The organism is Escherichia sp. WS1368 (genome assembly GCF_046487485.1).
In the GTDB taxonomy this organism is placed as follows: Bacteria; Pseudomonadota; Gammaproteobacteria; order Enterobacterales; family Enterobacteriaceae; genus Escherichia; species Escherichia coli.
Map to the genome: position 1 here is coordinate 375137 of NZ_JBJQJI010000002.1, position 22509 is coordinate 397645.

21 protein-coding genes are annotated in these 22509 nt (G+C 49.6%); 12 read left to right on the plus strand and 9 right to left on the minus strand.

The window, feature by feature from the left end; all coding sequences use genetic code 11:
* Positions 1–43: 43 nt before the first annotated feature.
* On the plus strand, positions 44–1546 hold the full coding sequence (locus ACJHYD_RS07435) for a helicase HerA-like C-terminal domain-containing protein (protein WP_001294573.1): 1503 nt from the start codon (positions 44–46) through the stop codon (positions 1544–1546).
* Positions 1547–1706: 160 nt separating this feature from the next.
* Here ACJHYD_RS07435 and lptG read toward each other — a convergent pair whose 3' ends face one another.
* From lptG to ytgA, 3 genes are all read right to left on the minus strand, one after another.
* Entirely contained in the window at positions 1707–2789 is a 1083-nt protein-coding gene (gene lptG / locus ACJHYD_RS07440; RefSeq protein WP_001295681.1) for an LPS export ABC transporter permease LptG, read from the minus strand.
* The gene (gene lptF, locus ACJHYD_RS07445) at positions 2789–3889 is read right to left on the minus strand and encodes an LPS export ABC transporter permease LptF (protein ID WP_000584114.1); all 1101 of its coding nucleotides are present in this window, start codon (positions 3887–3889) and stop codon (positions 2789–2791) included. The genes lptG and lptF overlap by 1 nt, the downstream gene beginning before the upstream one ends.
* Before the next feature lie 62 nt (positions 3890–3951).
* Entirely contained in the window at positions 3952–4002 is a 51-nt protein-coding gene (ytgA, locus tag ACJHYD_RS07450) for a protein YtgA (protein WP_211180521.1), read from the minus strand.
* A 153-nt stretch (positions 4003–4155) separates the two neighbouring features.
* Between ytgA and pepA the strand changes: the two genes are divergently transcribed.
* The 3 genes from pepA (at position 4156) to valS (ending at position 9319) form a co-directional block, all read left to right on the plus strand.
* On the plus strand, positions 4156–5667 hold the full coding sequence (gene pepA / locus ACJHYD_RS07455; protein ID WP_000397144.1) for a leucyl aminopeptidase: 1512 nt from the start codon (positions 4156–4158) through the stop codon (positions 5665–5667).
* 353 nt (positions 5668–6020) lie between these two features.
* Positions 6021–6464 (plus strand): DNA polymerase III subunit chi, encoded by a 444-nt coding sequence (holC, locus tag ACJHYD_RS07460; RefSeq protein ID WP_000786393.1) that lies wholly within the window; start codon positions 6021–6023, stop codon positions 6462–6464.
* Entirely contained in the window at positions 6464–9319 is a 2856-nt protein-coding gene (gene valS / locus ACJHYD_RS07465) for a valine--tRNA ligase (RefSeq protein ID WP_000416403.1), read from the plus strand. The genes holC and valS overlap by 1 nt, the downstream gene beginning before the upstream one ends.
* Positions 9320–9374: 55 nt before the next feature.
* Here the strand turns inward: valS and ACJHYD_RS07470 are convergent, their stop codons facing one another.
* Positions 9375–10571, minus strand: coding sequence for a YjgN family protein (locus tag ACJHYD_RS07470; RefSeq protein ID WP_000079628.1), 1197 nt, complete (start codon positions 10569–10571; stop codon positions 9375–9377).
* A gap of 192 nt (positions 10572–10763) precedes the next feature.
* Between ACJHYD_RS07470 and ACJHYD_RS07475 the strand changes: the two genes are divergently transcribed.
* Complete coding sequence (locus ACJHYD_RS07475; RefSeq protein WP_001059397.1) at positions 10764–11267, plus strand: GNAT family N-acetyltransferase; 504 nt, start codon at positions 10764–10766, stop codon at positions 11265–11267.
* Between the two features lie 45 nt (positions 11268–11312).
* On the opposite strand, the gene rraB is transcribed toward ACJHYD_RS07475, so the two are convergent.
* Positions 11313–11729: a ribonuclease E inhibitor RraB gene (gene rraB / locus ACJHYD_RS07480; protein ID WP_000002953.1), complete on the minus strand. Its 417-nt coding sequence runs from the start codon at positions 11727–11729 to the stop codon at positions 11313–11315.
* 161 nt (positions 11730–11890) lie between these two features.
* Here rraB and argF point away from each other — a divergent pair, with 161 nt between their 5' ends.
* Positions 11891–12895, plus strand: coding sequence for an ornithine carbamoyltransferase (gene argF / locus ACJHYD_RS07485; protein ID WP_000012907.1), 1005 nt, complete (start codon positions 11891–11893; stop codon positions 12893–12895).
* Between the two features lie 72 nt (positions 12896–12967).
* On the opposite strand, the gene ACJHYD_RS07490 is transcribed toward argF, so the two are convergent.
* The 3 genes from ACJHYD_RS07490 to ACJHYD_RS07500 form a co-directional block, all read right to left on the minus strand.
* Positions 12968–14620 (minus strand): hypothetical protein, encoded by a 1653-nt coding sequence (locus ACJHYD_RS07490; protein ID WP_000036440.1) that lies wholly within the window; start codon positions 14618–14620, stop codon positions 12968–12970.
* Positions 14621–14742: 122 nt separating this feature from the next.
* A complete protein-coding gene (gene tabA / locus ACJHYD_RS07495; protein WP_001336307.1) occupies positions 14743–15195 on the minus strand; it encodes a toxin-antitoxin biofilm protein TabA in 453 nt (150 codons plus the stop codon).
* Between the two features lie 144 nt (positions 15196–15339).
* Positions 15340–15933 (minus strand): TetR/AcrR family transcriptional regulator, encoded by a 594-nt coding sequence (locus ACJHYD_RS07500; RefSeq protein ID WP_000256663.1) that lies wholly within the window; start codon positions 15931–15933, stop codon positions 15340–15342.
* A gap of 70 nt (positions 15934–16003) precedes the next feature.
* Between ACJHYD_RS07500 and bdcA the strand changes: the two genes are divergently transcribed.
* From bdcA to ridA, 6 genes are all read left to right on the plus strand, one after another.
* Positions 16004–16717, plus strand: coding sequence for an SDR family oxidoreductase (gene bdcA, locus ACJHYD_RS07505; RefSeq protein ID WP_000500685.1), 714 nt, complete (start codon positions 16004–16006; stop codon positions 16715–16717).
* A gap of 130 nt (positions 16718–16847) precedes the next feature.
* Entirely contained in the window at positions 16848–17243 is a 396-nt protein-coding gene (locus ACJHYD_RS07510) for a RidA family protein (RefSeq protein ID WP_000230274.1), read from the plus strand.
* Between the two features lie 280 nt (positions 17244–17523).
* Entirely contained in the window at positions 17524–17658 is a 135-nt protein-coding gene (gene pyrL / locus ACJHYD_RS07515) for a pyr operon leader peptide (protein WP_001296693.1), read from the plus strand.
* Between the two features lie 3 nt (positions 17659–17661).
* Positions 17662–18597: an aspartate carbamoyltransferase gene (gene pyrB / locus ACJHYD_RS07520; RefSeq protein ID WP_000013046.1), complete on the plus strand. Its 936-nt coding sequence runs from the start codon at positions 17662–17664 to the stop codon at positions 18595–18597.
* A 12-nt stretch (positions 18598–18609) separates the two neighbouring features.
* Positions 18610–19071, plus strand: a complete 462-nt coding sequence (gene pyrI, locus ACJHYD_RS07525; RefSeq protein WP_000148581.1) for an aspartate carbamoyltransferase regulatory subunit — start codon at positions 18610–18612, stop codon at positions 19069–19071.
* Positions 19072–19143: 72 nt separating this feature from the next.
* Entirely contained in the window at positions 19144–19530 is a 387-nt protein-coding gene (gene ridA, locus ACJHYD_RS07530; protein WP_000047538.1) for a 2-iminobutanoate/2-iminopropanoate deaminase, read from the plus strand.
* A 205-nt stretch (positions 19531–19735) separates the two neighbouring features.
* Here the strand turns inward: ridA and mgtA are convergent, their stop codons facing one another.
* Positions 19736–22432 carry a magnesium-translocating P-type ATPase gene (gene mgtA / locus ACJHYD_RS07535; RefSeq protein ID WP_000471897.1) on the minus strand — a complete coding sequence of 899 codons (2697 nt, stop codon included), beginning with the start codon at positions 22430–22432 and terminating at the stop codon, positions 19736–19738.
* Positions 22433–22509: the final 77 nt, after the last annotated feature.

The following is a 22509-nucleotide window of genomic DNA, read 5'->3' on the forward strand; positions in this document are numbered from 1 at the left end:
CGGACGTTGCCTATACTCCAGGCAGGAAACTGGAGGATATCTCATGAGTGAACCCCTGTTAATTGCCCGCACGCCGGACACAGAACTGTTTTTACTGCCGGGAATGGCTAACCGTCATGGGCTGATTACCGGCGCAACGGGGACGGGTAAAACCGTTACGCTGCAAAAACTGGCGGAGTCATTGTCGGAAATCGGCGTGCCGGTGTTTATGGCTGATGTGAAAGGCGATCTGACCGGCGTCGCGCAGGCAGGAACGGTGTCGGAAAAACTGCTCGCAAGGCTTAAAAATATCGGCGTCAATGACTGGCAACCGCATGCCAATCCGGTGGTGGTGTGGGATATCTTTGGCGAGAAAGGCCATCCGGTGCGGGCGACGGTTTCGGATCTGGGGCCGCTGTTGCTGGCACGACTGTTGAATCTCAACGATGTGCAATCTGGCGTGCTGAATATCATCTTCCGCATTGCTGACGATCAGGGGCTGTTACTGCTCGACTTTAAAGATCTGCGGGCAATTACCCAGTACATCGGCGATAACGCCAAATCCTTCCAGAATCAGTACGGTAATATCAGTAGCGCATCGGTTGGTGCCATCCAGCGCGGGCTGTTGTCGCTGGAACAGCAAGGCGCAGCACACTTCTTTGGTGAGCCGATGCTGGATATCAAAGACTGGATGCGCACCGATGCCAACGGTAAAGGCGTTATCAATATCCTCAGCGCCGAGAAACTTTATCAGATGCCGAAACTGTACGCCGCCAGCCTGCTGTGGATGCTTTCAGAGTTGTATGAACAATTGCCGGAAGCGGGCGATCTGGAGAAACCAAAACTGGTGTTTTTCTTCGACGAGGCACATCTGCTGTTTAACGATGCCCCGCAGGTACTGCTGGATAAGATTGAGCAGGTGATAAGGCTTATTCGCTCAAAAGGCGTGGGCGTCTGGTTCGTTTCGCAAAACCCGTCTGATATTCCGGATAATGTGCTCGGGCAGCTCGGTAATCGCGTTCAACATGCTTTGCGGGCTTTTACGCCAAAAGATCAGAAAGCAGTGAAGGCAGCGGCGCAAACCATGCGGGCCAATCCGGCGTTTGATACCGAAAAGGCGATTCAGGAACTGGGCACCGGCGAGGCGTTGATCTCTTTTCTGGATGCGAAAGGAAGCCCTTCTGTGGTGGAGCGTGCGATGGTGATCGCGCCTTGTTCGCGGATGGGGCCGGTGACGGAAGATGAGCGTAATGGCTTGATTAATCACTCTCCGGTGTATGGCAAATATGAGGATGAGGTGGACCGGGAATCCGCCTATGAGATGTTGCAAAAAGGCTTTCAGGCCAGTACCGAGCAGCAAAATAATCCTCCCGCGAAAGGGAAAGAGGTAGCGGTGGATGACGGCATTCTTGGTGGATTGAAGGATATTTTGTTCGGCACTACCGGACCACGCGGCGGGAAGAAAGATGGTGTGGTGCAAACAATGGCCAAAAGCGCCGCTCGCCAAGTGACGAATCAGATTGTACGCGGGATGTTGGGGAGTTTGCTGGGGGGGAGAAGAAGGTAAGTCAGGCGAGATTTGTCTTTGCCTGATGCGACGCTGGCGCGTCTTATCATGCCCACCCCACTGCAATATATTGAATTTTAATTATTTTTCAGGAATGAACGAAGCACACTTTGCTAACAATAATAAAGGGAGCTTTCGCTCCCTTTATTCGTTCATTCGGTTACGATTTTCTCATTAACAGCCACAGGCTGATTAAGAAGAAGCTGGCGCTTGGCAACAGTGCGCCGATGATCGGCGGGATGCCATAAACCAACGTCAGCGGGCCGAAGATCTGGTCCAGTACGTAGAAGACAAAACCGAAACTGATACCGGTGACCACACGCACGCCCATCGGTACGCTACGCAGTGGGCCAAAGATGAACGACAGCGCCATCAGCATCATCACCGCCACAGATAGCGGCTGGAAGATTTTGCTCCACATGTTGAGCTGATAACGTCCGGCATCCTGACCGCTCGACTTCAGATACTTCACATAGTTGTGCAAACCGCTGATAGAGAGTGCATCCGGGTCCAGCGCCACCACGCCCAGTTTGTCCGGCGTGAGGTTGGTTTTCCAGGTGCCGCTCACCGTCTGCGAACCGGTAATCTGTTTCGGATTGGTCAGATCAGATTCATCAACCTGCGACAGACGCCAGACTTTATGTTCCGGGTCAAACTTCGCAGTAGCGGCATAGCGTACGGATTGCAGACGACGATTCTCGTTAAAGGCATAAATGCTGATGCCACCTAACTCTTCGTCACCTTTAACCCGCTCAATGTAGACGAAGTTGTTGCCATCTTTCGCCCATAAGCCTTGCTGGGTAGAGAGCAACGAGCCGCCGTACATCGCCTGCGCACGGTAGTTACGCGCCATCTGCTCGCCCTGCGGCGCGACCCATTCGCCAATCGCCATCGTCAGCAAGACCAGCGGAATGGCGGTTTTCATCACCGACAGCGCCACCTGCATACGGGTAAAACCAGAAGCCTGCATCACCACCAGTTCGCTGCGCTGCGCCAGCATCCCAAGACCAAGCAACGCCCCAAGCAGAGCCGCCATCGGGAAGAAGATCTGCACATCTTTCGGCACGCTCAGCAAGGTATACATTCCTGCGCCTAACGCGTCGTAACTCCCCTGCCCGGCTTTTTTCAGCTGATCGACAAACTTGATAATGCCCGACAGCGACACCAGCATGAACAGTGTCATCATGATGGTGGTGAAAATAGTTTTACCGATATAGCGGTCAAGTACGCCAAAAGGTTGCATCACACCGCTCCTTTACGCGAAAAACTGGCGCGCAGGCGGCGGACCGGCACGGTGTCCCAAAGGTTGAGAACAATCGCTAAAGCCAGATAAATCAGGTTAACGGTCCACATCCACAGCGTCGGGTCCAGCTTACCTTTACCGCCGTTCGATTTCAGGGAGGTCTGGATCAGGAAGAAAAGTAGATACAGCAGCATGGCTGGCAGCATCGACAGTACGCGTCCCTGACGTGGGTTAACCACGCTCAGCGGTACGACCATAAGTGCCATCATAAACACGGTGAATACCAACGTGATACGCCAGTTCAGTTCTGCGCGAGCACGATCGGTGTCAGTGTTCCACAATGTGCGCATGTCCATCTGGTCGGTATCGTTCGGGTCGAGCGCCACCGCCTGGTGACCAATGATCGCCTGATAATCCTGGAAATCCGTAATGCGGAAATCACGTAACAGTGCAGTGCCTTCGAAGCGCGTTCCCTGGTTGAGAGTGACGACCTGGGAGCCGTCGCGCAGCTGGGTTAAATGTCCGGAATCGGCCACCACCACAGAAGGACGTGCATTACCTTTTGGTCGAATTTGCGCGAGGAACACATCTTTGAAATCGCTGCCGTCAACGCTTTCGATGAACAGCACCGAACTGCCATTAGTCGCTTGCTGGAATTGCCCTTGCGCCAGCGCCGCCATGCCAGGGTTCGCTTTCGCTTCTGCTAACACTTCATCCTGATGACGCGATGACCACGGTCCCGCCCACATCACGTTAACCGCCGCGACGATTGCCGTGAATACCGCAAGGATCATTGCCGCTTTCACCAGAACCGCTTTGCTCAGGCCGCAGGCATGCATTACCGTAATTTCACTTTCGGTATACAGTTTGCCCAGCGTCATCAGCAGCCCGAGGAACAGGCTTAATGGCAGGATAAGCTGCGCCATTTCCGGCACGCCCAACCCGAGAAGGGAGAGTACCAGATTCGCCGGAATATCGCCGTCAACCGCTGCGCCGAGGATCCTCACTAACTTTTGACAGAAGAAGATCAAAAGCAAGATGAAGAGTATCGCCAGCTGGCTTTTGAGCGTCTCCCGCACCAGATATCTTATGATTATCACTTTAAATACGCCCGTAAAAACTCGTCTTTTGCAGGATTTTAGCTTGTTTCATGGCTTAAACGTCATTTATTCTCTTGAGTCGTCGAAATCGTCGCTAAGATAATTATACTCAACGGATTCACCTCTCAGATTTTGTTCTGACGTGCCAATGCCGTAATAACGTTAAGATTAACACGAAGTCATCGCAACAGCGGACATGAGTTACGAAAGCTTGCAATTCTATCTGTAGCCACCGCCGTTGTCTTTAAGATTCAGGAGCGTAGTGCATGGAGTTTAGTGTAAAAAGCGGTAGCCCGGAGAAACAGCGGAGTGCCTGCATCGTCGTGGGCGTCTTCGAACCACGTCGCCTTTCTCCGATTGCAGAACAGCTCGATAAAATCAGCGATGGGTACATCAGCGCCCTGCTACGTCGGGGCGAACTGGAAGGAAAACCGGGGCAGACATTGTTGCTGCACCATGTTCCGAATGTACTTTCCGAGCGAATTCTCCTTATTGGTTGCGGCAAAGAACGTGAGCTGGATGAGCGTCAGTACAAGCAGGTTATTCAGAAAACCATTAATACGCTGAATGATACTGGCTCAATGGAAGCGGTCTGCTTTCTGACTGAACTGCACGTTAAAGGCCGTAATAACTACTGGAAAGTGCGTCAGGCTGTCGAGACGGCAAAAGAGACGCTCTACAGTTTCGATCAGCTGAAAACGAACAAGAGCGAACCGCGTCGCCCGCTGCGTAAAATGGTGTTCAACGTGCCGACCCGCCGTGAACTGACCAGCGGTGAGCGCGCGATCCAGCACGGTCTGGCGATTGCCGCCGGGATTAAAGCAGCGAAAGATCTCGGCAATATGCCGCCGAATATCTGTAACGCCGCTTACCTCGCTTCACAAGCGCGCCAGCTGGCTGACAGCTACAGCAAGAATGTTATCACCCGCGTTATCGGCGAACAGCAGATGAAAGAGCTGGGGATGCATTCCTATCTGGCGGTCGGTCAGGGTTCGCAAAACGAATCGCTGATGTCGGTGATTGAGTACAAAGGCAACGCGTCGGAAGATGCACGCCCAATCGTGCTGGTGGGTAAAGGTTTAACCTTCGACTCCGGCGGTATCTCGATCAAGCCTTCAGAAGGCATGGATGAGATGAAGTACGATATGTGCGGTGCGGCAGCGGTTTACGGCGTGATGCGGATGGTCGCGGAGCTACAACTGCCGATTAACGTTATCGGCGTGTTGGCAGGCTGCGAAAACATGCCTGGCGGGCGTGCCTATCGTCCGGGCGATGTGTTAACCACCATGTCCGGTCAAACCGTTGAAGTGCTGAATACCGACGCTGAAGGCCGCCTGGTACTGTGCGACGTGTTAACTTACGTTGAGCGTTTTGAGCCGGAAGCGGTGATTGACGTGGCGACGCTGACCGGTGCCTGCGTGATCGCGCTGGGTCATCACATTACCGGTCTGATGGCGAACCATAATCCGCTGGCCCATGAACTGATTGCCGCGTCTGAACAATCCGGTGACCGCGCATGGCGCTTACCGCTGGGTGACGAGTATCAGGAACAACTGGAGTCCAATTTTGCCGATATGGCGAACATTGGCGGTCGTCCTGGTGGGGCGATTACCGCAGGTTGCTTCCTGTCACGCTTTACCCGTAAGTACAACTGGGCGCACCTGGATATCGCCGGTACCGCCTGGCGTTCTGGTAAAGCAAAAGGCGCCACCGGTCGTCCGGTAGCGTTGCTGGCACAGTTCCTGTTAAACCGCGCTGGGTTTAACGGCGAAGAGTAATTGCGTCAGGCAAGGCTGTTATTGCCGGATGCGGCGTGAACGCCTTATCCGACCTACACAGCACTGAACTCGTAGGCCTGATAAGACGCGCAAGCGTCGCATCAGGCAATGCTGTTATTGTCGGATGCGGCATGAACGCCTTATCCGACCTACACAGCACCGAACTCGTAGGCCTGATAAGACGCGGCAGCGTCGCATCAGGCAATGCTGTTATTGTCGGATGCGGCGTGAGCGCCTTATCCGACCTACACACAGCACTGAACTCGTAGGCCTGATAAGACACAACAGCGTCGCATCAGGCGCTGCGGTGTATACCTGATGCGTATTTAAATCCACCACAAGAAGCCCCATATATGAAAAACGCAACGTTCTACCTTCTGGACAATGACACCACCATCGATGGCTTAAGCGCCGTTGAGCAGCTGGTGTGTGAAATTGCCGCAGAACGTTGGCGCAGCGGTAAGCGCGTGCTCATCGCCTGTGAAGATGAAAAGCAGGCTTACCGGCTGGATGAAGCCCTGTGGGCGCGTCCGGCAGAAAGCTTTGTTCCGCATAATTTAGCGGGAGAAGGACCGCGCGGCGGTGCGCCGGTGGAGATCGCCTGGCCGCAAAAACGCAGCAGCAGCCCGCGCGATATATTGATTAGTCTGCGAACAAGCTTTGCAGATTTTGCCACCGCTTTCACAGAAGTGGTAGACTTCGTTCCTTATGAAGATTCTCTGAAACAACTGGCGCGCGAACGCTATAAAGCCTACCGCGTGGCTGGTTTCAACCTGAATACGGCAACCTGGAAATAATGGAAAAGACATATAACCCACAAGATATCGAACAGCCGCTTTACGAGCACTGGGAAAAGCAGGGCTACTTTAAGCCTAATGGCGATGAAAGCCAGGAAAGTTTCTGCATCATGATCCCGCCGCCGAACGTCACCGGCAGTTTGCATATGGGTCACGCCTTCCAGCAAACCATCATGGATACCATGATCCGCTATCAGCGCATGCAGGGCAAAAACACCCTGTGGCAGGTCGGTACTGACCACGCCGGGATCGCTACCCAGATGGTCGTTGAGCGCAAGATTGCCGCAGAAGAAGGTAAAACCCGTCACGACTACGGCCGCGAAGCTTTCATCGACAAAATTTGGGAATGGAAAGCGGAATCCGGCGGCACCATTACCCGTCAGATGCGCCGTCTCGGCAACTCCGTCGACTGGGAGCGTGAACGCTTCACCATGGACGAAGGCCTGTCCAATGCGGTGAAAGAAGTTTTCGTTCGTCTATATAAAGAAGACCTGATTTACCGTGGCAAACGCCTGGTAAACTGGGACCCGAAACTGCGCACCGCTATCTCTGACCTGGAAGTGGAAAACCGCGAATCGAAAGGTTCGATGTGGCACATCCGCTATCCGCTGGCTGACGGTGCGAAAACCGCAGACGGTAAAGATTATCTGGTGGTCGCGACTACCCGTCCGGAAACCCTGCTGGGCGATACTGGCGTAGCCGTTAACCCGGAAGATCCGCGTTACAAAGATCTGATTGGCAAATATGTCATTCTGCCGCTGGTTAACCGTCGTATTCCGATCGTTGGCGACGAACACGCCGACATGGAAAAAGGCACCGGCTGCGTGAAAATCACTCCGGCGCACGACTTTAACGACTATGAAGTGGGTAAACGTCACGCGCTGCCGATGATCAACATCCTGACCTTTGACGGCGATATCCGTGAAAGCGCCCAGGTGTTCGATACCAAAGGTAACGAATCTGACGTTTATTCCAGCGAGATCCCGGCAGAATTCCAGAAACTGGAGCGTTTTGCCGCACGTAAAGCAGTCGTTGCTGCGGTTGACGCACTCGGCCTGCTGGAAGAAATTAAACCGCACGACCTGACCGTTCCTTACGGCGACCGTGGCGGCGTGGTTATCGAACCAATGCTGACCGACCAGTGGTACGTACGTGCCGATGTACTGGCGAAGCCGGCGGTTGAAGCGGTTGAGAACGGCGACATTCAGTTCGTACCGAAGCAGTACGAAAACATGTATTTCTCCTGGATGCGCGATATTCAGGACTGGTGTATCTCTCGTCAGCTGTGGTGGGGTCACCGTATCCCGGCATGGTATGACGAAGCGGGTAATGTTTATGTTGGCCGCAACGAAGAAGAAGTGCGCAAGGAAAATAACCTCGGTGCCGACGTTGCCCTGCGTCAGGACGAAGACGTTCTCGACACCTGGTTCTCTTCTGCGCTGTGGACCTTCTCTACCCTTGGCTGGCCGGAAAACACCGACGCCCTGCGTCAGTTCCACCCAACCAGCGTGATGGTATCCGGCTTCGACATCATCTTCTTCTGGATTGCCCGCATGATCATGATGACCATGCACTTCATCAAAGATGAAAATGGCAAACCGCAGGTGCCGTTCCACACCGTTTACATGACCGGCCTGATTCGTGATGACGAAGGCCAGAAGATGTCTAAATCCAAGGGTAACGTTATTGATCCGCTGGATATGGTTGACGGTATTTCGCTGCCAGAACTGCTGGAAAAACGTACCGGCAATATGATGCAGCCGCAGCTGGCGGACAAAATCCGTAAGCGCACCGAGAAGCAGTTCCCGAACGGTATTGAGCCGCACGGTACTGACGCGCTGCGCTTCACCCTGGCGGCGCTGGCGTCTACCGGTCGTGACATCAACTGGGATATGAAGCGTCTGGAAGGTTACCGTAACTTCTGTAACAAGCTGTGGAACGCCAGCCGCTTTGTGCTGATGAACACGGAAGGTCAGGATTGCGGCTTTAACGGCGGTGAAATGACGCTGTCGCTGGCGGATCGCTGGATTCTGGCTGAGTTCAACCAGACCATCAAAGCGTACCGCGAAGCGCTGGACAGCTTCCGCTTCGATATCGCTGCAGGCATTCTGTATGAGTTCACCTGGAACCAGTTCTGTGACTGGTATCTGGAGCTGACTAAGCCGGTAATGAACGGTGGAACCGAAGCCGAACTGCGCGGTACTCGCCATACGCTGGTGACCGTACTGGAAGGTCTGCTGCGCCTCGCGCATCCGATCATTCCGTTCATCACCGAAACCATCTGGCAGCGTGTGAAAGTACTTTGCGGTATCACTGCCGACACCATCATGCTGCAGCCGTTCCCGCAGTACGATGCATCTCAGGTTGATGAAGCCGCACTGGCCGACACCGAATGGCTGAAACAGGCGATCGTTGCGGTACGTAACATCCGTGCAGAAATGAATATCGCGCCGGGCAAACCGCTGGAGCTGCTGCTGCGTGGTTGCAGCGCGGATGCAGAACGTCGCGTAAATGAAAACCGTGGCTTCCTGCAAACCCTGGCGCGTCTGGAAAGCATCACCGTGCTGCCTGCCGATGACAAAGGTCCGGTTTCCGTTGCGAAGATCATCGACGGCGCAGAGCTGCTGATCCCGATGGCTGGCCTCATCAACAAAGAAGATGAGCTGGCGCGTCTGGCGAAAGAAGTGGCGAAGATCGAAGGCGAAATCAGCCGTATCGAGAACAAGCTGGCGAATGAAGGCTTTGTCGCCCGCGCACCGGAAGCGGTCATCGCGAAAGAGCGTGAGAAGCTGGAAGGCTATGCAGAAGCGAAAGCTAAGCTGATTGAACAGCAGGCTGTTATCGCCGCGCTGTAATCAAAACACAGTGATGAAAACGAAGGCCGGAGCATGCTCCGGCCTTTTTTATCTCTTACAGAAATGGTAAAGAAGGCATAATTCCCCGTGAAATACTGGCTAAGAAGCCTTTATCTGGTTGTTCTTCTTTATTGATTAAAGGAAGGTCATCCAAATCGCCCAGCAAATACGTATTTTTTGCCTGCCAGTCAATCATCCATATTTTCAGCAGTGGATAAGCCAGACCGCCCGTAATCCCGGATATCACCACCAACGCACACATGCGATAAAGCATACCGTGGTATGTTAAAGTTGAGCGAAAACGAATACGCCCATCATTCAGTGACAGGTTGCTCATAAAATGATTTCGCAACGACACCGTTAAATAACTGGTGCTAACAGCAATCCCAAAATAATAGATTAACTGCGCGATTATCATTTTACGTTGCATTTCCATAAATTGCTGTAAATTCTCAATATCATCATTTGCATACACAGAACTATCATACGCATTTAATATTTGATCGAAGATAATATAACCAGCAACAGCGAGAAAAGGTAATAAAGCTAAAAATGCGAGAATGGCATATTTTATACAATACGTAGTATCTAATTTCACCTTGAAACGATGTATACCGAAACTGGTATTGCTCCAGAGAAAACTCATTACCAGACTATATAAAGTACCATTAAAAATACCAATGGAAACAATACCAACTATTGCCATCAGAACCACAGATATAATAACACTACTTGAACTATTGGCATGTAGCATCTTTGTCGAGATAAAGAAAACAGTCCCCATCCCAATGGCCATTAAAATCGGCAAGAAAAAGGTTACCCACCAGAACCCTTTCATAGAGCAATTAAAACTAAATCTTACGCCGTTGAGACTGGTCATCAAGGCCTGATAACGCAGTCCTTTTGCTGCCATAAATATAAGCAAAACCAACAGTGACAAAGTCAAAACACAGCCAACAAGCGGCATATCTGCTGACACTGTCATTAATATTGCGAAATAGAAAAAAACAAAAACAAGACAACTAAAAAAAACATTCCCACCAGTAATTCCATAAGAAAATCGTTGTCCGTTAACTTCCATATTAGCATAGAGATAACGCTTACATTTCATTAATGCCCATGGTAAATAGATACCTAGCGTTATAATCGTTAACAACACATTCACCACACAAATAAGAAAATATCTCTCACCTGTACCATGAAAAACAAACGAATGGGACGGAACATCCATTTCATTAATAACTTGAGCCATAAAAATTCCCTGAATTAAAAAATCCATTGATATAATTTATAGATACAGACAGTAAAATGTTCTGCCACGTTACAATACTCTTATCAGTAATAGGCTGGCAAAAACTTTATTGCTTTATAAGATGCTTGCGCACGTAAGAAGAGAGTGGTATTAAACAAATGTATAATTACTTTATTTTTATTGGGTTAAACTATGAATAACATTGCGCCGCAATCACCTGTAATGCGTCGCCTGACGCTGCAGGATAATCCTGCTATCGCCCGCGTCATTCGTCAGGTATCCGCCGAATACGGTCTTACCGCTGATAAAGGCTACACCGTCGCCGATCCGAATCTTGACGAGCTGTATCAAGTGTATAGTCAGCCGGGTCATGCATATTGGGTGGTTGAGTACGAGGGTGAAGTGGTCGGCGGCGGTGGGATTGCGCCATTAGCAGGTAGTGAATCGGACATTTGCGAACTGCAAAAGATGTATTTTCTCCCGGCTATTCGCGGCAAAGGGCTGGCAAAAAAACTGGCCTTAAAGGCGATGGAGGAGGCAAGAGAAATGGGCTTCAAACGCTGCTATCTGGAAACGACCGCTTTTTTGAAAGAAGCGATTGGTTTGTATGAACATTTAGGTTTTCAACATATCGACTATGCACTTGGCTGCACGGGCCATGTTGATTGTGAAGTGCGGATGTTGCGCGAACTCTAAAAAAATGCCCGCTAGTGTGTGCTATCGGGCATTTTAATCAATTAATTAGTGGCGAACCCCGTCATCGTCTTCATCGACAAAATCTTCATCGTCGCCATCTTCGCCGTTGGGATCTTCAAAGTAAGTGCCCCAACCGTCGTACTCAACGTCAAATTTCTCCGCCAGCGTCATCAGTTGTTCAACCTGGGCATCGATCAGATCGGCATTCAACGCGCACTCGCTGAGGATGTCGCAGCAAATCACGATATCACCATCTTCAACTTCCAGCTCTTCTGGATCGGTCACTTCGTAACCGAGTTTAAACGCTTCAACTGCTGCTTTTTCCAGGGTTTCCAGATCGTCTGCGGAAAGATGGTGTTCGATGGTGTACAGCGCGTCCGGATCGCTGCCATCTTCCAGTAATTCTTCAATAATCAAACGTGTTTCTTCACGCTGTTCTTCCAGTTGTTCCGGGTTTGCCATGGCTCATTCCTCTTAATGTCCTGCCGATACTCATATTGTCACACACCACTGGCATTGCCTCCACCTTTGTGACAAAGATTTATGCTTTAGACTTGCAAATGAATAATCATCCATATAAATTGAATTTTAATTCATTGAGGCGTTAGCCACAGGAGGGATCTATGTCCGGGTTTTATCATAAGCATTTCCTGAAATTACTCGATTTCACGCCAGCTGAACTCAACAGCCTGCTGCAGTTAGCCGCGAAGCTGAAAGCCGATAAGAAAAGCGGCAAAGAAGAAGCCAAACTCACTGGTAAAAACATCGCGCTCATCTTCGAAAAAGACTCGACCCGTACCCGATGCTCTTTCGAAGTTGCCGCATATGACCAGGGTGCTCGCGTTACTTATCTCGGCCCAAGCGGCAGTCAGATTGGTCATAAAGAGTCGATTAAAGACACTGCCCGCGTGCTGGGTCGCATGTATGACGGTATTCAGTATCGCGGCTATGGTCAGGAGATTGTCGAAACACTGGCGGAATACGCTGGCGTGCCGGTATGGAACGGCCTGACCAATGAGTTTCACCCCACGCAGTTGCTGGCGGATCTCCTCACCATGCAGGAGCATTTACCCGGTAAAGCATTCAACGAAATGACGCTGGTCTATGCAGGTGACGCACGTAACAACATGGGCAATTCGATGCTCGAAGCTGCGGCGCTTACCGGTCTGGATTTGCGTCTGGTCGCGCCACAGGCATGCTGGCCGGAAGCTGCGCTGGTTACGGAATGCCGCGCTCTGGCACAGCAAAATGGCGGGAATATTACGCTGACGGAAGATGTAGCTAAAGGAGTTGAAGGTGCTGACTTTATCTATACCGATGTATGGGTGTCGATGGGTGAAGCAAAAGAGAAATGGGCTGAACGCATTGCATTGCTGCGTGATTATCAAGTGAACAGCAAGATGATGCAGTTGACCGGTAACCCGGAGGTCAAATTCCTCCACTGCCTGCCCGCGTTTCATGACGACCAAACGACGCTTGGTAAGAAAATGGCGGAAGAGTTTGGCCTACATGGCGGAATGGAAGTGACTGATGAGGTCTTCGAATCTGCCGCCAGCATTGTTTTTGATCAGGCGGAAAACCGCATGCATACCATCAAAGCGGTGATGGTAGCGACGCTCAGTAAATAATTGATATCGCTATAAAGATGCCGGGAAACACAAAAAACATCCCGGCATCACATTAATTTATGCAGTGATAGTTCAATTATTCCACCCCAATTTTTTTATTGCTATACGTAAATCTTCCGGAGGATTTAATTTTTCTAACTGTTCTTTATTAATATATTCACATATATTTATTTTCCCATCCCGGAGGATTTCCATCATTCTTGTTCTAATTTTTAATTCATTACCCATCTTTTCTTCAAAAATCTCAACGACATAACCCGGATGTTTTTTTACAATTTCATTTGTTTTTTCTTCATTACCATAAACATATCCTAACTCATTAAGATACAGCTGTTCGCCCTCATACTTCTTAAGTAATTGATAGAAGTACCACTTCGCAAAATCAGGTTGCTTCATGAAAAAACCCTTCAAAAAAATATCATTTACTAAAATGCTGACAGGCACTTCATCAAATAGCAACTTAACATCATCAAATAACCTTAGTATTAAGCGTGATTTTTCTTGATTGCTTAAGTTAAAATCATTGACATATGCAACCAACTTATCCCAAATCAATTCCTGTAATTTACGGCTATTTTTATAGGGTTCTTTATCGAGATTGAAAAATAAGGTCTCAGCTATTTTAATTTTAGATTGATCGCAGCTAAAATCTTTAGATTGATCGCGGCTAAAATCAATATGATTTATCACGGAGCATGCATACTTTATCTTTTCAGAATCACCAAAATATTGCATTCTTTTATTAAAACACCAATCCAGTATTCTTACATCATTAATATATGGGGATTTTAAAAAAGTCTCCAGAATCGAATCGATGACCGGTGTAAGGTTAACTTTTGCATCATCTAAGGAATCAATAAGAATATGAGACAGGTTAACTTTGATGTCATTAATTTCATTGTCAGTAGCTTTCTTATTATTAAGAAGATAATTATTTACTGCGTTAAGGTCATCTATTTCTTTCAGTATCCCTTTTTCACCAAGCAAGTATGAAATCGATTCATTACATACATAAGGCATTAATAGCAGATGTTCTTTCCTTATTGCTAATAATGCATTGTTCAATGGTTTTTCTAATAAATCCGTAATCGTAGAATCAACTGAATCTTTACAACTCACCTGCGAGTTATTCAAGTCCTGAGAATTATTTAACTCCTGCGGAATATTTAATAGACGAGCTATTTCCTTGTTAGCTTCGCGTTGGTAACATGCCAGAATCTTGTTAGTAATCAGGTGTAATGAACTCTCATCTTTTCTTTCAAAGGACTTTCCTTCATAACGATTAGTCGAACCATCAGGTTGTTGAAATATAATAGCCGTATGTCCTTGACGAGTCCCCATAGTAGTGAAAGCGGAAAGTGTGATTTCTATTTCCACCTTAGATAAATCCGCTCGTTCCCCTTCAGGATTATTCATAACAAACTTCATTATCTCACTGCCATCATTATTTTTGATATAAGATGAGGACTCAATATGAGCCATCATATTTCTTCCCGCTTCGTTGGAGCGTTTGCTAAAATCCACATAACCTAAAGTAAATATTTTTACCAAAAATTCCAAAAATGTCTTAGGATCAAGGATATTTCTTGTGTTATCCTGCCCCTCGGCATTACGGGCAAAATTATTCATTCCAACACGCCAGGTATTTAAAACTTCACTTTTTTGTTTAAAATTGTCGGCTAATGTAATGTGTTGAGAATAATTCAAATCTGATATTTTGCTCATGACGAACTCCTTGAGTTAATAAGAACGTCTAAGCATTACAAATTTTACTCACAAAAAAATATCAAAAAACGCTCTTTTCACAAACTCGCCGTAAACCTGGAGTTATTTACGGCGAAAAGTCATCACGCCATCAGCATCTTCACTACTGCTTTGCGAACCCGGGCTGGCGCGCCCACTGCGCACAGCGGTTTATGCACTTCCCCCGGATAAAACACAACAAAATCACCTTCATTAAGGATAACTGTTTTCTCATCAACACCTTCCGGCAAAAATGCGATGTCTTTATCAGCTAACCAGTCGGTATCCGGCGTACCTGCAGGTTGTGTGCTGAAGGTCATGCCTTCCTGACCTTTTAACACAATCTGAATGTCGAGATAGCGGGCATGGTACTCCGCACGGCGAGCTTCGTACGGCTCGGTCATATCTTCCGAGATAAGATAAAACAGACGATTGCCTTCGATATCGTGCTTGCCCTTTGGCGTTTCTGCCGTAACGTGTGCTTTGATATGCTCAATCGCCTGGCGTAACTCCTGGGGTAGCCACGGCTGAAGATTATGAATATTTCCGATGATCATCTTTTCCACTCCTTAATTAAAACAACGTTTCATTTCTATCGTTATACGAAAAGATGATCAATTCCGCTAGCCTTAACGCGTGAATTATTGTCTTATCACAACTTATCGGCAGGCGCGTTCCCGCCTTTCGGGTCAAGGCCCGCATCACTCCTTGAGAATAGTTTTTATCGCTTCCCCCGCCAGTGCAGCTGTTGCACAGAGTTGTTCGATGGAGTGCCCCTCCCGTGCCTTCGCAGAAAGCCCTGACATCACGGTACTCATAAAATCAGTCACACATTGTGCGCTTTGTGGATGCCGCCTGGCGATATAGTCATAAATGGCCGTTTCTGCGGCGTGATAATATTGAACGGCAATATCACGCGCTTGTGGATCATGACTATGAATGCCTTCAAGAACCATACAGCCAGCGCAGCCGCCGTTTTGGCTATATCTGCGCGCCGCTTCTTTTAATACCTCAGCCAGGCACTCCCCTACCGGACGATCATCACGAAGAATATCGGCAAGCGGAATAGCTTCCGTACCGACATATTCATTGAGTACACGGCTAAATAACCCAGCCTTATTGCCAAAAGCCGCGTAGAGGCTCGGGGGGTTAATACCAAGATAATCAGTAACTTCAGCAACACTGACAGCATCGAAACCTTTTTGGTGAAAAAGCACTTTTGCCGCAGAGACTGCCTGCTCAGGAGCGAAACGTCTGGGACGACCTGGAACGCGAGATTGTTTTTTAGTGACCATTACAAAACTTATTGACAGAAAGTTAAAACAGTTTTGTAATGCATGTTACATAATAAATCAAGGAGTCCTTATGGGCGCTTTTACAGGTAAGACAGTTCTCATCCTCGGTGGCAGTCGTGGTATCGGTGCCGCTATCGTACGTCGTTTCGTCACCGATGGGGCCAATGTACGATTCACCTATGCGGGGTCGAAAGATGCCGCTGAACACCTGGCACAAGAGACTGGAGCGACAGCAGTATTCACAGATAGTGCTGACAGAGACGCTGTCATTGATGTCGTTCGTAAGAGCGGCGCATTGGATATCCTGGTGGTAAATGCAGGTATTGGCGTCTTTGGCGATGCCCTGGAATTAAATGCCGACGATATTGATCGCCTTTTCAAAATCAATATTCATGCTCCTTACCATGCCTCTGTTGAAGCCGCCCGGCAGATGCCCGAAGGCGGGCGCATCTTAATCATCGGCTCCGTGAATGGCGATCGTATGCCTGTTGCAGGCATGGCTGCTTATGCCGCAAGTAAATCTGCCCTACAAGGCATGGCGCGCGGGCTGGCCCGTGATTTTGGACCGCGTGGGATCACCATCAACGTCGTCCAGCCAGGGCCAATTGATACCGACGCTAATCCCGCCAACGGGCCAATGCGCGATATGTTGCATGGTTTTATGGCCATCAAAAGACATGGGCAACCGGAAGAGGTCGCTGGTATGGTCGCATGGTTAGCAGGGCCAGAAGCCAGTTTTGTTACCGGCGCGATGCATACCATTGATGGCGCGTTTGGCGCATAACCGACTACGCTCAATTAAGCCCAGCCATTTCCCATGATGTCTGGGTTTTGTTTACTCACGTCGTCCGCTAAAAGCGGCTCCTGGTAAATATAAATCTTCTGTTCATGTCGTAAATCTTGAGGATAACCAAATGGTAGAAAGAACCGCTGTTTTCCCTGCTGGACGACATTCACTGTATGCTGAGCATCGTTATTCTGCGGCTATTCGTTCCGGCGATTTGCTGTTTGTTTCCGGGCAAGTAGGAAGTCGAGAGGACGGAACACCAGAACCCGATTTTCAGCAACAAGTCAGACTGGCATTTGATAATTTGCATGCGACCCTGGCAGCTGCGGGATGCACTTTTGACGATATCATTGATGTTACGAGCTTTCATACCGATCCAGAAAAACAATTCGAAGACATCATGACGGTGAAAAATGAAATATTTAGCGCCCCACCTTATCCAAACTGGACGGCGGTGGGTGTTACATGGCTGGCAGGCTTTGATTTTGAAATTAAAGTGATAGCGCGCATCCCTGAGCAGTAAGCAATAGTGTTAGCCGTTCGTTTTCACACTCCGTCCTATAAGTCGGATGAATGGAATAAAATGCATATCTGATTGCGTGAAAGTGAAAAAGAAAAAAGCAGGAAATGTCTGCAATTATTGATACCGAACGACAGTTCCCCTCCAGAATCACAGTAAATAAAAATGCATATATTTTGACTTTAAATTCATATAAACCGTTTGCGCTGACAAAATATTGCATCAAATGCTTGCACCGCTTCTGACGATGAGTATAATGCCGGACAATTTGCCGGGAGGATGTATGGTTCAGTGTGTTCGACATTTTGTCTTACCGCGTCTGAAAAAAGACGCTGGCCTGCCGTTTTTCTTCCCGTTGATCACCCATTCCCAGCCCCTCAATCGAGGGGCTTTTTTTTGCCCAGGCGTCAGGAGATAAAAGATGGCTAATCCGCTATATCAGAAACATATCATTTCCATAAACGACCTTAGTCGCGATGACCTTAATCTGGTGCTGGCGACAGCGGCGAAACTGAAAGCAAACCCGCAACCAGAGCTGTTGAAGCACAAAGTCATTGCCAGCTGTTTCTTCGAAGCCTCTACCCGTACCCGCCTCTCTTTCGAAACTTCCATGCACCGCCTGGGTGCCAGCGTGGTGGGCTTTTCCGACAGCGCCAATACATCACTGGGTAAAAAGGGCGAAACGCTGGCCGATACCATTTCGGTTATCAGCACTTACGTTGATGCGATAGTGATGCGTCATCCGCAGGAAGGTGCGGCGCGCCTGGCCACCGAGTTTTCCGGCAATGTACCGGTACTGAATGCCGGTGATGGCTCCAACCAACATCCGACGCAAACCTTGCTGGACTTATTCACTATTCAGGAAACCCAGGGGCGTCTGGACAATCTCCACGTCGCAATGGTTGGTGACCTGAAATATGGCCGCACCGTTCACTCCCTGACTCAGGCGTTAGCGAAGTTCGACGGCAACCGTTTTTACTTCATCGCGCCGGACGCGCTGGCAATGCCGCAATACATTCTGGATATGCTTGATGAAAAAGGGATCGCCTGGAGTCTGCACAGCTCTATTGAAGAAGTGATGGCGGAAGTTGACATCCTGTACATGACCCGCGTGCAAAAAGAGCGTCTGGACCCGTCCGAGTACGCCAACGTGAAAGCGCAGTTTGTTCTTCGCGCCAGCGATCTCCACAACGCCAAAGCCAATATGAAAGTGCTGCATCCGCTGCCGCGTGTTGATGAGATTGCGACGGATGTTGATAAAACGCCACACGCCTGGTACTTCCAGCAGGCAGGCAACGGGATTTTCGCTCGCCAGGCGTTACTGGCACTGGTTCTGAATCGCGATCTGGTACTGTAAGGGGAAATAGAGATGACACACGATAATAAATTGCAGGTTGAAGCTATTAAACGCGGCACGGTAATTGACCATATCCCCGCCCAGATCGGTTTTAAGCTGTTGAGTCTGTTCAAGCTGACCGAAACGGATCAGCGCATCACCATCGGTCTGAACCTGCCTTCTGGCGAGATGGGCCGCAAAGATCTGATCAAAATCGAAAATACCTTTTTGAGTGAAGACCAGGTAGATCAACTGGCATTGTATGCGCCGCAAGCCACGGTTAACCGTATCGACAACTATGAAGTGGTGGGTAAATCGCGCCCAAGTCTGCCGGAGCGCATCGACAATGTGCTGGTCTGCCCGAACAGCAACTGTATCAGCCATGCCGAACCGGTTTCATCCAGCTTTGCCGTGCGAAAACGCGCCAATGACATCGCGCTCAAATGCAAATACTGTGAAAAAGAGTTTTCCCATAATGTGGTGCTGGCCAATTAATTGCGGTTGGTAATAAAAGTCTGGCTCCCTATAATGAGCCAGACTTTTTACCGCTGTAATAAAGGAGAAATCATGAGCAAAACTATCGCGACGGAAAATGCACCGGCAGCTATCGGCCCTTACGTACAGGGCGTTGATCTGGGCAATATGATCATCACCTCCGGTCAGATCCCGGTAAATCCGAAAACGGGCGAAGTACCGGCAGACGTCGCTGCACAGGCACGTCAGTCGCTGGATAACGTAAAAGCGATCGTCGAAGCCGCTGGTCTGAAAGTGGGCGACATCGTTAAAACTACCGTGTTTGTAAAAGATCTGAACGACTTCGCAACCGTAAACGCCACTTACGAAGCCTTCTTCACCGAACACAACGCCGCCTTCCCGGCACGTTCTTGCGTTGAAGTTGCCCGTCTGCCGAAAGACGTGAAGATTGAGATCGAAGCGATCGCTGTTCGTCGCTAATCTTGATGGAAATCCGGGCTATCATGCCCGGATTAAGTCTGATGACAAACGCAAAATCGCCTGATGCGCTACGCTTATCAGGCCTACGTGATTCCTGCAATTTATTGAATTTGTAGACCGGATTAGGCGTTTACGCCGCATCCGGCATGAACAAAACTCACTTTGTCTGCAATCTGAATCCGGGCCACCATGCCCAGTTTATTCTTTACTGCCAGCCGTAACGACGGCTATAGAACCCTTTCACCAACTGGGTTAACGTCATATACCCTGCCAGAATCGCAACCAGCCACGGGAAATAGCTTAACGGCAACGCCTGTAATTGCAGATAACTGGCCAGCGGTGAAAACGGCAATGCGATCCCGACAATCATCACGATCACGGTCATGATCATTAACGGCCACGATGCACAGCTCTGAATAAACGGCACACGGCGGGTGCGGATCATATGCACAATCAGCGTTTGCGACAGTAAGCCCACCACAAACCATCCCGACTGGAACAGCGTTTGCGTTTCCGGCGTGTTGGCATGGAATACCCACCACATCAGGCAAAACGTCAAAATATCGAAGATCGAGCTGATCGGTCCGAAGAAGATCATAAAGCGCCCCAGATCCGCCGGATTCCAACGCTGCGGCTTTTGAATTTGCTCGTCGTCGACGTTATCAAACGGGATCGCCACCTGTGACACATCGTACAGCAGGTTCTGAATAAGCAAGTGTAACGGCAACATCGGTAGGAAGGGCAAGAAAGCACTCGCTACCAGCACGCTGAACACATTACCGAAGTTAGAGCTCGCCGTCATTTTGATGTATTTCAGCATGTTGGCGAAAGTGCGACGTCCCTCAATAACCCCCTCTTCCAGCACCATCAGGCTTTTTTCCAGCAGGATGATATCAGCCGCTTCACGGGCAATATCTACCGCGCCGTCCACAGAAATGCCGATATCCGCAGCGCGTAAGGCGGGCGCATCATTAATACCATCGCCCATAAAGCCAACCACATGCCCTTCGCGCTTCAGTAAGGTCACAATGCGTTCTTTATGCATCGGCGTCAGGCGGGCAAACAGCGTGGTGCGCTGTGCAAGATTTGCCAGTTCGTCGTCAGATAGCATTTCAATATCACTACCAATGACCACCTCTCCCGCGTCCAGCCCCACTTCATGGCACACTTTCGCTGCAACTAACTCACTGTCGCCAGTAAGGATTTTTACGGTAATTCCACTCGCTTTTAATGCCTTCAGTGCCGGAGCGGTTGTCTCTTTTGGCGGATCAAGGAAAGCAATATATCCTTCGAGGATCAGGTCGGATTCATCCGCCCGCTGGTAATCTCCTTCACGCGCTGGCAGGTATTTCGTCGCCACCGCAACCACGCGCAGCCCCTGACGATTCAGCGTATCAGTAACCCGCTTAATCTTACGCAGCATGATGTCATCGAGCGGTACAATCTCGCCATTGTGACGCACTTGCGAACACACATTGAGGATTTCCTGCAATGCGCCTTTGCAAACCAGCTGATGGTGCTCGGTATTTTCTGCCACTACCACCGACATCCGGCGACGCTCGAAATCAAACGGAATCTCATCGATTTTTTGCCAACGACTGACCAGCGAGCGCGCTGACTCTTCATCCGTACCTTCGAGCACCGCTGTATCGAGCAGGTTTTTAAGTCCGGTCTGATAATGACTGTTCAACCACGCGCTATGCAGCACGCGTTCGCTGGTTTTACCGGAGATATCGGTATGATTCTCCAGCACAATTTTATCCTGTGTCAGGGTGCCGGTTTTATCAGTGCACAGAATATCCATTGCGCCAAAGTTCTGAATAGCATCCAGATGTTTGACGATCACTTTCTGTTTCGACAGCTTTACTGCGCCGCGCGCCAGCGTCGAGGTAACAATCATCGGCAACATTTCCGGCGTTAGGCCTACCGCGACCGAAAGCGCAAACAGCGCCGCTTCCCACCAGTCGCCTTTGGTGTAGCCATTGATTAACAGCACCACCGGTGCCATCACCAGCATAAAGCGAATCAGCAGCATACTGACGCGGCTGATCCCTTGCTGAAAGGCATTCGGCTCGCTTTCCTGCTCACTAACACGCCCCGCCAGTTGACCAAACCAGGTATTGGCACCTGTAGCAATCACCATTGCTTGTGCCGTGCCGCTCACCACGGTGGTGCCCATAAAACACAGCGTGTCGCACTCCAGCGGATTGCTGTGCTCCGGCTGGCGAGTGGTAGCGGCTTTTTCTACGGGCAGAGACTCACCGGTTAACGACGCCTGAGCGACGAACAGATCCCGCGCCTGCAAGATACGTAAATCTGCCGGGATCATATCTCCCGCCGCCAGTTTTATAATATCGCCGGGCACCAGCTGGTCGATCGGGATCTCCAGCCAGCCATTTTCGCCTTTGTCGTTAATTACGCGCAGCACCGTCGCAGTATTGCTGACCATCGCTTTCAGGGCATCTGCCGCTTTAGTGGAACGTGCTTCCTGAATAAAGTTCAGCAACGTAGAAATAGCGACCATTAGCGCGATAACGCCCGCAGCAAATAAATCTTCCGTGGCGTAAGAAATAGCGCCGAGAATGGTGAGTAAAATATTAAAGGGGTTGCGATAGCAGACCCATAAATGTACCCACCACGGCGACGGTTGTTGTGCGGGTAATTTATTTTCACCATGTTGTTCGCGGGCAGATTCCACTTCCGCCTGATTTAACCCTTCCGGATGGGTGTCGAACGTTTTCCACAATTCTTCTTCGGGCATCACCGCCATTTTCAGGCAATGCGCACTTAAGGACGGCGGGACCACCGTATTCACTGTCTGCTGCGCGCCAGGCAATGGATCACGATGAACCAGACGGGAAGGTAAATGGCGAGTGAGCCGGGTAAAAATTTCTTTAAACATAAGGAGTCCCTCCGCACTGTCTGAAACAGTACAGAAATGTCTTCAGGCGTGGCGAAGCCTTACCTGAAGGTAATAAA

What these genes read in the sequence shown, in the direction of transcription:
- ACJHYD_RS07490 (WP_000036440.1), bottom strand. Translation starts at nt 14,620, where the DNA reads ATGAGCAAAATATCAGATTTGAATTATTCTCAACACATTACATTAGCC.
- ACJHYD_RS07500 (WP_000256663.1), bottom strand. Translation starts at nt 15,933, where the DNA reads ATGGTCACTAAAAAACAATCTCGCGTTCCAGGTCGTCCCAGACGTTTC.
- bdcA (WP_000500685.1), top strand. Translation starts at nt 16,004, where the DNA reads ATGGGCGCTTTTACAGGTAAGACAGTTCTCATCCTCGGTGGCAGTCGT.
- ridA (WP_000047538.1), top strand. Translation starts at nt 19,144, where the DNA reads ATGAGCAAAACTATCGCGACGGAAAATGCACCGGCAGCTATCGGCCCT.
- ACJHYD_RS07475 (WP_001059397.1), top strand. Translation starts at nt 10,764, where the DNA reads ATGAATAACATTGCGCCGCAATCACCTGTAATGCGTCGCCTGACGCTG.
- pyrI (WP_000148581.1), top strand. Translation starts at nt 18,610, where the DNA reads ATGACACACGATAATAAATTGCAGGTTGAAGCTATTAAACGCGGCACG.
- lptG (WP_001295681.1), bottom strand. Translation starts at nt 2,789, where the DNA reads ATGCAACCTTTTGGCGTACTTGACCGCTATATCGGTAAAACTATTTTC.
- holC (WP_000786393.1), top strand. Translation starts at nt 6,021, where the DNA reads ATGAAAAACGCAACGTTCTACCTTCTGGACAATGACACCACCATCGAT.
- rraB (WP_000002953.1), bottom strand. Translation starts at nt 11,729, where the DNA reads ATGGCAAACCCGGAACAACTGGAAGAACAGCGTGAAGAAACACGTTTG.
- pyrL (WP_001296693.1), top strand. Translation starts at nt 17,524, where the DNA reads ATGGTTCAGTGTGTTCGACATTTTGTCTTACCGCGTCTGAAAAAAGAC.
- valS (WP_000416403.1), top strand. Translation starts at nt 6,464, where the DNA reads ATGGAAAAGACATATAACCCACAAGATATCGAACAGCCGCTTTACGAG.
- ACJHYD_RS07510 (WP_000230274.1), top strand. Translation starts at nt 16,848, where the DNA reads ATGGTAGAAAGAACCGCTGTTTTCCCTGCTGGACGACATTCACTGTAT.
- pyrB (WP_000013046.1), top strand. Translation starts at nt 17,662, where the DNA reads ATGGCTAATCCGCTATATCAGAAACATATCATTTCCATAAACGACCTT.
- ACJHYD_RS07435 (WP_001294573.1), top strand. Translation starts at nt 44, where the DNA reads ATGAGTGAACCCCTGTTAATTGCCCGCACGCCGGACACAGAACTGTTT.
- mgtA (WP_000471897.1), bottom strand. Translation starts at nt 22,432, where the DNA reads ATGTTTAAAGAAATTTTTACCCGGCTCACTCGCCATTTACCTTCCCGT.
- ACJHYD_RS07470 (WP_000079628.1), bottom strand. Translation starts at nt 10,571, where the DNA reads ATGGCTCAAGTTATTAATGAAATGGATGTTCCGTCCCATTCGTTTGTT.
- pepA (WP_000397144.1), top strand. Translation starts at nt 4,156, where the DNA reads ATGGAGTTTAGTGTAAAAAGCGGTAGCCCGGAGAAACAGCGGAGTGCC.
- argF (WP_000012907.1), top strand. Translation starts at nt 11,891, where the DNA reads ATGTCCGGGTTTTATCATAAGCATTTCCTGAAATTACTCGATTTCACG.
- tabA (WP_001336307.1), bottom strand. Translation starts at nt 15,195, where the DNA reads ATGATCATCGGAAATATTCATAATCTTCAGCCGTGGCTACCCCAGGAG.